Consider the following 11111-nt stretch of genomic DNA (forward strand, 5'->3'; position numbering starts at 1 on the left):
AGACAGCCTTCATCAAGCTGGTCAAGATGATCATCGCCCCGGTCATCTTCCTGACCGTGACAACGGGCATTGCCGGCATGAGCGACCTGCAGAAGGTCGGGCGTGTTGCCGGCAAGGCGATGCTCTATTTCCTCACCTTTTCGACGTTGGCGCTGATCATCGGCCTTGTCGTCGCCAATGTCGTGCAGCCGGGCGCCGGCTTCAACATCGACCCGGCGACGCTCGACGCCTCGACCGTCAACACCTACGCCGCCAAGGCGCACGATCAGTCGGTCACCGGGTTCCTGATGAACATCATCCCGTCGACCATCGTCGGCGCCTTCGCCGACGGCGACATCCTGCAGGTGCTGTTCTTCTCGGTGCTGTTCGGCATCGCGCTGGCGCTGGTCGGCGACAAGGGCATGCCCGTGCTCAACTTCCTGCAGGCACTGACGACGCCGATCTTCAAGCTGGTCAGCGTGCTGATGAAGGCCGCCCCCATCGGTGCCTTCGGCGCCATGGCCTTCACCATCGGCAAATACGGCATCGGCGCGGTCATCAATCTCGCCATGCTGGTCGGCACCTTTTACGTGACGTCGTTCCTGTTCGTGTTCATCGTGCTGGGTGCGGTCTGCCGCTACAACGGCTTCTCCATCCTGTCGCTGATCCGCTACATCAAGGAAGAGCTGCTTTTGGTGCTGGGCACCTCCTCGTCGGAGGCCGCCCTGCCCTCGCTGATGGAAAAGATGGAGAAGGCCGGCGCCAAGCGCTCGGTGGTCGGCCTGGTCATCCCGACCGGCTATTCCTTCAACCTCGACGGCACCAACATCTACATGACCTTGGCGGCGCTGTTCATCGCACAGGCGACCAACATCCACCTGTCGATGGGTGACCAGATCCTGCTGCTGCTGGTGGCCATGCTCTCGTCCAAGGGTGCCGCCGGCATCACCGGAGCGGGCTTCATCACCCTTGCCGCCACGCTGTCGGTGGTTCCGGCGGTGCCGGTCGCCGGTATGGCGCTGATCCTCGGCGTCGACCGCTTCATGTCGGAATGCCGGGCGCTGACCAACTTCGTTGGCAATGCCGTCGCCACGCTGGTGGTGGCGCGCTGGGAAGGCGAACTCGACGAGGCCAAGCTGGCGAGGGCGCTGGCGGGCACGGCTGATGACAGCCTGCCGGCGGATGTCGTCCCCGCCGAGTAACCACGTGTGGCTTATGCGTAAAAGGCCGGAGGCATGCTGCCTGCGGCCTTTGTCATGCAGTCGCACGTCAGACGGTGCCGATCTTGCTCAGTGGTGTGTCCGGATATGTGCTTGGGCCGACAGGCATGCGGGCTGCCAAAGTGCCCTCGTCGTCGAACAGCACAAGGCTGGCGGCGCCGACGAGCCCGGCATGGCGGCCGAGCTGTGCTGGAACGACCGGTACGTCGCGATAGGCGCGCATGGCCCGCTGCCTGATGGTTGCCTCGATGGTCGGCGCCATCAGGTCGAGCCCATTGGCGATGCCGCCGCCGACGACCAGCACATCGGGCGAATAGAGATGTAACAGGTTGGTGAAGCCGACGCCCAGCCAGCGGGCTTCCTCGTCCAGCAAGGCCGAGGCAAGATCGTCGCGCAGCCGTGCCGCCTCGACGACATGGCGGCCGGTCACCTCCGCATCCGCTGACAGGCGCCGCAAGGCCGAGCCGTCGCCGGCGGCCGTGGCGGCGGTGGCGCGGCGGCCGAGCGCGGTTCCCGAAGCGATGGCCTCGAAGCAGCCGATAACGCCGCACACGCAACGCTCGCCCTCATTGGTGATGGTCATGTGACCGATCTCGGCGGCAAGGCCACGGCGGCCATGCAGGATGCGCCCATCGACGACGACACCGCCGCCGATGCCGGTCGACACCGTGACAAAGACCAGCGAGCGAGCGCCATGGCCGGCGCCGAAGCGCCATTCGCCGAGCGCCGCGGCATTGGCGTCGTTCTCCAGACGGACCGGCAGGCCGAGCCGCCGCTCGAGGATGTCGGCAAGCGGCACATCCAGCCAGCCGGTGAGTGTCGGCGGGCCGACGGCGATGCCGGCCAGCGGATCAAGCGGTCCCGGCGCACCGACACCGACGCCGACGACCGACAGTGCCGGGGCTTCGGCATGGACGGTCGCCGCCAGCGCCTCGATCTGGCCGATCACCACGTCTGGACCGGCCTGCGCCTGCGTCGGCACCGCTGCGAATGCCAGGATCTTGCCCTCACGGTCGACCAGGGCGGCGCGAAGCTCCGTCCCGCCAAGATCGATCGCAAGGGCGGCTTCCGTTGTCATGCCGCGACCTTCAAGCCGTGCAGCCAGCCGATGCGGCCGGCGAGGTCCTTGTCACCGAAGGCGAGCGAACCGAGAACCACGGTTTCGGCCCCGGCGGCACGCAGCAACGGCACGGTCTCGTGGCGGATGCCGCCGTCGGCCGCCAGAACCACTTGCGCCTCGCGGCCGGCCTTTCTCAGGATGGCGCGGGTAGCGCCCAGCCTGTCGCAGGCCTTGTCCGACAGGCTCTGTCCCTTGACGCCGATTGCGGTTCCAAGAAGCGTTACGAAGGCGACTTCCGGGACGAAGGCCGTCACCGCTTCCACAGGCGTCTCCAGCCTGAGCACGACGCCCGCCTCGGCGCCGAGCTCCCGCGCCAGCCGCACGGCGCGCAATCCCGCTTCGCCATTCTCGGCATGGACGCTGATCATGTCGGCGCCGGCTTCGATGAACTGGCGCGTCTGCGCCTCGACGATTGCTTCATCGACCATCAGGTGGACATGGATGGGCTTGGCCGTCAGCCCGGCGATGCGGGCAACGAGGTCGGGGAAGAACAGGAAGGACGGGGCGAAATGACCGTCCGCCACATCGATATGATGAAGATCGACATAGGGTTCGATGCGCTTCAAGTCGTTCTCGAAATTGGCAAGATTGGCAGACCAGAGCGAGAATTCGGCGATCATGCGATCGCGTGGCAGTTCGGCGATGGCGGCCGGGCCGGAGAGAGATTTCGAGATCATGATTGGTCCTGCTTGTCAAAATTTGTGTTGAGAAAGCTGCCGATGGCGGCGCGGATTTCGGCGAAATGGCGCTCCTTGTCGGTGGCCTTCGGCGTCACCTCGACAAAGGCGGCATTGGGGATGGTGTCTGCAAGGCTGCGCGCGGTGGCCAGCGGATGGACGAGATCGATGCCGCTGCCGATGACGAGTGTCGGGAGCGCGAGGCCGGCGGCCGCTGCCCGCGTCACGCCGGGCCCATCGTTTGCGATCGCTCGCATCACCTCGGCGAAAACATTCGCATTGGCGCGCGCGAAAAAGCCGAGCAGGGAAGCAAGATTGTCCGGCGCCTCGATGCGAAAGCGAGCCGCCGTGGCGGAGGCCGCAAACGCATCGCGCGCGTCATCCAGCGGACGGCCGCGGATGAGCTCCGCCACTTCCACGTAAGGGCGCATGTTTTGCGATGCCGCGTCGAAAGCCCAGGCAGGGCGAACAAGCACGAGACCTGTGACCCTATCCGGGTGCCGGGCCGCAAGCCGCAAGGCGATTGCCGCGCCCATCGAGATGCCGCCGGCGACGAAACGGTCGAGGCCGGCGGCATCGGCGGCAGCCAACACGTCGTCGGCGAACATCTCGATCGAAAAAGGACGCTTGCTGCCGGCGCCGGAGCCGCCCTGAGCGCGACATTCGACGGTCAGTCGGCGGTATGAAGGACCATCGGGAAAGTTCTGCGCTACTTGTGCCGCATCACCGCCGAGGCCGTGCTGGAAGACGACGGGAGGCCTGCCCTGCCCCGTGTCGAAGACACGAAGCGATGCATCGTCGCGAAGCAGGATCGCCGGCGCGGCGCCCATCAGAGGAGTCCCCGCAGAAAGGCTGCGACGCCGGGGGCTTCATCGGCGGACAGCCCGTGGGTGACGAGCGATCCGTCGAAGCCCGCTGCCTTCAGCCGTGAAACAAAATGCGGAAAATCGACGATGCCTTGTCCGGCGGTGGCAAAGCGGCCGTCACCAGAGCGATCCTTGGCGTGCGCCATGGCGATATGGCCGGCAGCCTCGTCGATCGCGGCGGCGACGATGGCGCGCGCTTCGTGTGGCGTCGCGTGCTCGAACAGGTTCGCCGGATCGAGCACGATCTTCAGATGCTTCGATCCCATTTCGGCGATCAGCCTGGTCGCGTCCCTGGCCGAGGTAACGATGTTGGCCTGCTCGGGCTCGATGCCGAGATCGACGCCGGCGTCTTCGGCAAGCGCCAGCGCTTTCTCCATCTCGGCGGCCATGTCGGACCAAGCGGCCGGCGTGCTATTGTCGGGATGATACGCCCATTGATCGGCGGCATTGCGCGAGCCGGTGCAGAGCGTGACCAGCGGAATACCGAGGGCCGCCGCCGCCTCGATGACGACGGCAAGACGGCGAAGACCATCGTCGCGCACAGCCTTGTCGGGATGCGCCATGTTGTAGGTGCCCGACAGCGCGGCCAGCGAAACGCCTGACGATCGCACTGCGGCACGGACGGAAGCGATGGCATCTGCCGGCACGACATCCGGCATCGACGGCAGGCCGGCGCAGGCGAGATTGAACTGCGTCGTCTCATAGCCAGCCTGCTTAACCGCCGTCAGCACGGCAGCCGGCTCTGTGCCGGCAAATGTCTTGGCGAAAATGCCGAGACGCATCAGACCGCTCCCGAAACCGAGGCGAGTTCGACCCGTTCACCTGTCTCGACCGAACGCGCGATGGCGACCATGGCGCGGATCGAGGCGATACCGTCCTCGACATTGGCGCCGCGCATCGGCGTGCCGTTCAGGACTGTATCCGCTAGGCCTTCCAGTTGGCGGCGGAAGAAGTGGCCGTCGGCGCCGAGCGGCTTGTGGGCGGTGGCGGTCTTCTCGTGAAATATCTCGACCTCGCTGGCGCGGAAGTACCAGGGGTTGAAGGTTTTCGCGATGACGGAGCCGTTCTCGCCATAGAGCTGAAAACCTTCGTGCCAGTCCATGCGCACGGCAACGGTCAGGTCGAGATGCCCGAGCGCGCCGCTGGCGAACTCGGTCTCGACGAACCAGCAATAGGCGCCGAATTTCTCATTGAGGCGGGCGCGCACGGCAACGATATCGCCGCACAGGAAACGCGCCGTATCGACGAGATGCGAGCCGTGCGCCAGCATGAAATATTGCCTGAGATCAGCCTTGGGATTGCCGGTCGGCTTCTTCGCCAGCTTGCTGGTGACCGGCAGCGGCTGAATGGCATCGGTGTTGGTGTAGCGATGGGTGGAATCGCAGTACCAGGCCTTCAGCGCCAGCACCTCGCCGATCTCGTCGCGGACGAAGTCGTGCGCGGCCTCCAGCGCCGGGTCGAAGCGCTTCATATGCCCGACCTGCAGCACCTTGCCCGAGCGCCTGACCGCCTGGGCCAGCGCCTCGCCTTCCTCCACCGAGGTGCCGATCGGCTTTTCGCACAGGACATGCTTTCCCGCATCGAGCGCCTTGATCGACATCGGCACGTGATAGGCGTCCGACGTGGCGACGATCACCGCTTCCAGTTCGGGATCGGCGAGCATGGCGTCGTAGTCGGCATACATCTTTTGCGGCTCGTAGGTGGCGCCCATGCGGGCGAGCAGATCGGGTGCCGCGTCGCAGATGGCGTAGAGGTCGGCATTCCCAGCCTTCACGCAGGATTGCAGATGCGCGAACTGCGCGATGGGGCCGCAGCCGAGCACACCGACCCTGAGGCGTCTGTCCTGTTTCTTGATCATCGTCTCGTTCTTCAGGCGCCCAAGCTGCGCATTGTCTGGCGGTTGGTTTTTACCGCGCCGGCGGGATCGGCGGCGGCCGTTTCGGATTCCTCCTCCAGCACCAGCCAGCCGTTGAAGCGCGGTGCGGTGTTGGCGATCTCGATCACCGCCGGCGTGTCGCAGACGCCCTTGCCGAGCATGGCCCAGCTGCCGTTGGCATCGACGTCCTTGAGGTGGATGTAGCGGATGCGGTCGCGGTAGGTGCGCAGCGTATCGGACATGTCCTTGTGGCCGCGCAGTATATGGCCGGTATCCGGTACCCAGCCGACCAGGTCGGGGTCGAGCAAGGCAAAGATCGCGTCGTAATCGGCGCGGTCGAACAGCAGCGTGTTGTGGTGCGAGCTGGGATGCACCGCGACCTGAACACCGTCCCTGCGGCCAAGCTCGCCGGCCTGGTTGTAGACCTCGGCCGCGATGGCGAACTTCTCGTCGCGCGGGCCGTCGGACACCACCGTGGCCGAGCCCATCGACACCAGCGCATTCGGGAAGGCGGCGGCGAAATCGATCCAGCGTTTGGCGGTTTCGAGGTCGGCGCCGATCTCCTCCTTCGACGTAAAACCGCTGTGCGAGCCAAAGGCGAAGGAAACCAGCGTCAGCCCCCACGCCTTCAGCGCGGCGGCGAACTCCTCCGGCTTGTTGCCATAATGTCCGATCATGGTGTCGGTGATCTCGATGCCGGCATAGCCACCGTCAGAGATCGCCCTCAGCAGATCGTCGGGGCCGCCGGTGAACCGGTCTCCCAGCATTTCCCAGGTGAAGGTCTGGCAGCCGACTTTGAGGTCTTTCACGTTCATCCTTTCAATCCTTGATACCGCTTATTGATTGATGCCACCCTGCGTCGCCGTGGGATGAACATCCTACTTGACCGAGCCCGCGGTCATGCCGGCGAGGAAGTATCTCTGGGCAACGAGGTAGATGAGCAAGAGCGGTAGCGAGCCGAGCACGCTCATCGCCATCATCTGGTTCCATTCGAAGGCATGCTGCCCCATCAACAGCTGGATGCCGATCGGGACCGTGCGCATGGACGTCGACTTCGTCAGCGTCAGCGCAAAGAGAAATTCGTTCCAGCACAACAGGAAGGTGTAGACCGACGTCGCCACGATACCAGGCAGTGAAATCGGGACAATCACCCGCCAAAGCGCGGTCCAGCTGCTGCCGCCGTCGACAGCCACGGCTTCATCGAGATCGCGGGGCAAGGTGTTCAGATATCCCGTCATCAGCAGGATCGCGTAGGGCAGCGTAAACACCAGGTAGGTCAGGATCAGTGCGACATAGGTGTCGAAGATACCGTATGAGACGACAAGCCCGAAGAAGGGGATCAAAAGTGTGATCGGCGGAATCGTCTGCGTGCTGATGATGATTGTGTTCAGGCTGCCCTTGCCGCGGAAATTGAAGCGGCTGAACCCGTAGGCCGCCAGCAAGGCGATCAGCACCGTCAGCACGGTCACCGCTCCCGCCACGAAATAGCTGTTGAAGAAGAAGCGCAGCTTTACCGGGTCGCCAAGGATGGCTGCATACGCTTCCAGCGTGAACGCCTTTGGCAGGATGGTTGGCGGCAGGGCAAAGATTTCGGTATTCGATTTGAACGAGCTGCTCAGCATCCAGTAGATCGGGAATGCCGCGAAAAAGAGCCCTGCTGCAAGCGCTACATGGAGCGCCACGGTGATCAGCCTGTCTTTCGGCGTGTGCCTTTTCCTCATGGTGATTACCGAGCCTTTTGATAGCGAATATAGAACAGCGTCAGGCCGAGAGAGATCAGCAGGATGACCACGGCGCTGGCCGAAGCCTGCGACAGGTTGTAGCTCGAAAATGCCAGCTTGTACGTGTAGGTGCTGAGGACCTCGGTCGAGTAGATCGGGCCACCGCCCGTCGTTATCCAGATTAGCGGGAAGACCTGCATGGTCCAGATGAAGTCGAGCAGCGAGATGCTGATGATGATCGGCATCAGCTGCGGAATGGTGATGAAGATCAGCTTCTGGTAGGCTTTCGCCCCGTCGATATCGGCGGCCTCGTAGAAATCCTTGGGAATGCCCTGCAAACCCGCGAGCAAACTGACCATGAAGAGCGGGTAGCCCGCCCAGATATTGGCAAAAGTGACTGCATGCAGCGCGGTCTCAGGCGAGGAAAACCATTCGACCTTGGAACCGATGATGCCGATTTGCATGAGAATACTGTTCACGACACCGTTCGGCTCAAGCAGGAGGCGCCAGATCACGGCGATGATCACCGCGGTGAACAGCCAGGGCAGTATGTAGAGCACACGCAGAATATTGCGCAGCGTCGGATTGATGCGGTCGCTGTTCAGCATGAGCGCGAAGACCATGCCGATGGTCATGTGGAAAATGACACTCATGCATGTGAAGTAGAGCGTGTGCCACAGCGAAGCCCAGAACACGGGGTCGTCGAAGATCGCCTGGTAGTGCTTCAGTCCGGCAAAGGATGGGTCACGACGCAGCACCGCGCTGTTCTGGAACGAGTAGGCAATCACCGTCACCATCGGCAGCAGCATCAGGAGCCCGACTATGAGCAGCGCGGGCGACAGATAGAGGTAGGGTGCGACCGCTCGTTTGAGCTTGTGGTGGGAGCGCTTTTGCCGGGTCATGTGCCAACCTTGGGATACGCCTTCAAGGGAAGGTAAGCTTTCGAAAACAAGTCCACTCAGAATGCCGATCCGTTGTTGCCGGGTGGCCTGCCCGAAGTCAGGTCACCCGGTCGAAGACAGCAAACGGGAACAGGCCGATCAGAATTTCGCCATCCAGCCCTTCTGAGCGGCGGCGGCGGCTTGTTCCGGAGACTGCTCGCCGGCGAGCATCTTCTGGGCTTGCACGTCGAACTGGGTCATCAGGTCTTCAGCCACCGGCAGGCCCGTGAACTCATTGGCGAGATGACCGGTCTTGAAGATTTCAAAAGCCTTGCCGAAAGCCTTGTCCGAGGTCACGAAATCGGGCTTGGCGTTGACGTTGCCCGGGAAGGCGTTTGCAAGCGACACGAGCTTGGCGTTGACCTTTTCACTCATCAGATATTGGACGAGTTTCCAGGCCTCTTCCTGATGTTTCGAAGCCGCAGAGATGCCGATGCCCCAGGAGGCATAGGGAAGGCCGCGCTTGCCGGTATAGTTTTCCACGACAGGGACCGGGATGAGGTCGAAGTTCAGCTTGGGATTGCGCTTGCGGATGAGGTTCACATGCGCGAGCGAGTCGATCATCATCCCGACGCGGTTGTTGACGAACTCCTCGACCTTTTCCTGCTCGGTCTTGGTGGCGATGCCGGGCGAGATGGTGCCGGCGTCATTGAGTGATTTGACGAAAGTGAGCATATCCACCACCGGTTTGCCCTCAAGGTCCGGCTTGCCGCTCGCCATCATCGACTGGCCCGAAGCCCAAACCCACGACATCATGTCGTTCTGGACGCCGGATGGCGTTTGCAGCGACAGGGGCAGCACCCAGCCATACTGGTTCTGGTCGGCGTGCGTCATCTTCTTGGCGGCTTCGAGAAACTCCGCACGGGTCGACGGCAGCTTGGTCACGCCCGCCTTGGCGGCGAGGTCCAAATTCACGAAGACCGGATAGACGAACGAAGCCACGGGAAACATCACGGCCTTGCCGTCCACCTTGATGATATCCGCGACCTGGCTCTTGTCGAAACCGCTCGCATCCATCATCGGATTCATGTCGGCGAGTGCGCCCTGCGCATTCAGATTGTTCACCCAGGCGCCGTCGAGACCGACGACGTCGCTGAGCGTTCCGGTTGCAGCACCAACCGAGATCTGGTCTCGCGTGGTGGCGTAGGGGCCGCTGACCAGCGTCACCTTGATTCCGGGGTTTGCCGCCTCGAACTCGTCCATAATTGACCTGAGCGAGCCAGCCGGCAATTCGGGCTCCCACCATTGGGTGAATTCCAGCGTCGTATCCGCCATGGCGCCGGTTGCGCCAAGCAACCATGCGGCCGCGGCTATTTTCAGCATCGCGGATTTAATACGAAACGTCATTTTCTCCTCCTTCTTTATATTCGCCCGCACAATGCGGCCGATCGTCTGATTATTCAGAAGTCTTCTTACGCAGGCGCCTCACCCTCGCCCGCGGGTCTTATCGCTGATATTCAGATTGCCAGATGCGTCTCGGGGTCGAAGAAATGGAGCTTGGCATCATCCAGGGCCAAGCTGATTTCCGAGCCGGAGCGGACTGTGCTGACCGGTTCGAATTTCGCCACCGCATTCGACGCCAGGCCGAAATCCTGCACCGCGTCAGGGTCGCCGGAGTCCACCCGGACCGCGTCGATGTTGAGATGGACGATTTGTTCGGATCCGAGTTCTTCGATCGAGGTCACCTTTGCCGGTATCGTCTGATACTTGCGGCCGGATTCGAGACTGCTGTCATAGAGATCCTCCGGTCGTATCCCGAACACGACCTTGCGCCCCGCATACGACCTCAAGCCCGGCCTGCGCACGAAGGCTGCATCCTGCAGCCGGATGGCCAAGGCGCCGGACATCAGTTCGTCGCCCGTCAGGGTTGCCTCGAAAAGATTCATCGAAGGAGACCCGATGAAGCCAGCAACGAAAGCGTTCACCGGCGATTCATAGAGCCTCTTGGGTGCGTCGACCTGCTGCAGCACGCCGCCTTTCAACACCGCGACCCTGTCGCCCATCGTCATGGCTTCGGTTTGGTCGTGGGTCACATATATGGTCGTTACGCCGAGCTGCTTTTGCAGACTGGTGATTTCGGCGCGCATTTGAACACGCAGTTTCGCGTCCAGATTGGAAAGGGGTTCGTCCATGAGAAAGGCTGCCGGCTCGCGCACCATGGCGCGGCCCATGGCAACCCTTTGACGCTGTCCGCCTGAAAGGTTCGCGGGTTTGCTGTCCAGCAGAGACGTCAGTTGAAGGGTTTTGGCGATCTCGTCCACGCGCTTTTTGCGCTCGGCCTTCGGCTTGCCTGCCAGCCGCATCGAAAAGCCAATGTTTTCGAACACGGTCATATGCGGGTAGAGAGCGTAGCTCTGGAAGACCATCGCAATGTCGCGGTCCTTGGGCGGCATGTCGACGACGTCGACCCCGCCGATCCGAAGGCTGCCGCTGGTGACGTCCTCCAATCCCGCGATCATCCGCAACGCGGTGGATTTGCCACAGCCGGACGGCCCGACGAGAATCAAGAACTCGCCGTCCTTGACCGACAGGTTCAATTGGTCGATTGCGTGAAAATTGTTCCCGTATGTCTTGCAGATATTCTCAAGAACGACTTCTGCCATATTCCTCCCTCCACAAGTCTAAGCCACTGATTTTTATGATTGTCCTCGGCTTACGTTCACCTGCGAAATTTTTCCTCGGATAGTTCGGGCTATGTTCCGGTATCAAGC

The 11111-nt window shown here is 62.5% G+C and carries 11 protein-coding genes; 1 reads left to right on the forward strand and 10 read right to left on the reverse strand.

The annotated features are described in order from the left end of the window. The coding region (locus ENZ75_RS07805) for a dicarboxylate/amino acid:cation symporter (RefSeq protein ID WP_164887757.1) at positions 1 to 1181 on the forward strand (1181 nt) is incomplete at its 5' end. A gap of 67 nt (positions 1182 to 1248) precedes the next feature. Here ENZ75_RS07805 and ENZ75_RS07810 read toward each other — a convergent pair. The 10 genes from ENZ75_RS07810 to ENZ75_RS07855 form a co-directional block, all read right to left on the reverse strand. Beyond that, positions 1249 to 2277 carry an ROK family protein gene (locus ENZ75_RS07810; protein WP_024502565.1) on the reverse strand — a complete coding sequence of 343 codons (1029 nt, stop codon included), beginning with the start codon at positions 2275 to 2277 and terminating at the stop codon, positions 1249 to 1251. Beyond that, positions 2274 to 2996: a ribulose-phosphate 3-epimerase gene (locus ENZ75_RS07815; RefSeq protein ID WP_013532941.1), complete on the reverse strand. Its 723-nt coding sequence runs from the start codon at positions 2994 to 2996 to the stop codon at positions 2274 to 2276. Before ENZ75_RS07815 ends, ENZ75_RS07810 begins: the two co-directional genes overlap by 4 nt. Next, positions 2993 to 3826 carry an alpha/beta hydrolase gene (locus tag ENZ75_RS07820; RefSeq protein ID WP_063167593.1) on the reverse strand — a complete coding sequence of 278 codons (834 nt, stop codon included), beginning with the start codon at positions 3824 to 3826 and terminating at the stop codon, positions 2993 to 2995. Before ENZ75_RS07820 ends, ENZ75_RS07815 begins: the two co-directional genes overlap by 4 nt. Next, positions 3826 to 4644, reverse strand: a complete 819-nt coding sequence (locus tag ENZ75_RS07825; RefSeq protein ID WP_063167592.1) for a sugar phosphate isomerase/epimerase — start codon at positions 4642 to 4644, stop codon at positions 3826 to 3828. Before ENZ75_RS07825 ends, ENZ75_RS07820 begins: the two co-directional genes overlap by 1 nt. Further along, positions 4644 to 5720, reverse strand: coding sequence for a Gfo/Idh/MocA family oxidoreductase (locus tag ENZ75_RS07830; protein ID WP_063167591.1), 1077 nt, complete (start codon positions 5718 to 5720; stop codon positions 4644 to 4646). The genes ENZ75_RS07825 and ENZ75_RS07830 overlap by 1 nt, the downstream gene beginning before the upstream one ends. 11 nt (positions 5721 to 5731) lie before the next feature. Next, on the reverse strand, positions 5732 to 6553 hold the full coding sequence (locus tag ENZ75_RS07835; RefSeq protein ID WP_063167590.1) for a sugar phosphate isomerase/epimerase: 822 nt from the start codon (positions 6551 to 6553) through the stop codon (positions 5732 to 5734). Positions 6554 to 6616: 63 nt separating this feature from the next. Then, entirely contained in the window at positions 6617 to 7459 is an 843-nt protein-coding gene (locus ENZ75_RS07840) for a carbohydrate ABC transporter permease (RefSeq protein ID WP_013532946.1), read from the reverse strand. 5 nt (positions 7460 to 7464) lie between these two features. Beyond that, positions 7465 to 8361: a sugar ABC transporter permease gene (locus tag ENZ75_RS07845; protein WP_063167589.1), complete on the reverse strand. Its 897-nt coding sequence runs from the start codon at positions 8359 to 8361 to the stop codon at positions 7465 to 7467. Positions 8362 to 8499: 138 nt separating this feature from the next. Then, positions 8500 to 9747 (reverse strand): sugar ABC transporter substrate-binding protein, encoded by a 1248-nt coding sequence (locus ENZ75_RS07850; protein WP_024502559.1) that lies wholly within the window; start codon positions 9745 to 9747, stop codon positions 8500 to 8502. 110 nt (positions 9748 to 9857) lie between these two features. Beyond that, positions 9858 to 11003 (reverse strand): ABC transporter ATP-binding protein, encoded by a 1146-nt coding sequence (locus tag ENZ75_RS07855; protein ID WP_063167588.1) that lies wholly within the window; start codon positions 11001 to 11003, stop codon positions 9858 to 9860. Positions 11004 to 11111 lie beyond the last annotated feature (108 nt).

Origin of the sequence: Mesorhizobium sp. M7A.F.Ca.CA.002.04.1.1, from assembly GCF_004022805.1 — a bacterium.
Lineage (GTDB): Bacteria > Pseudomonadota > Alphaproteobacteria > Rhizobiales > Rhizobiaceae > Mesorhizobium > Mesorhizobium ciceri.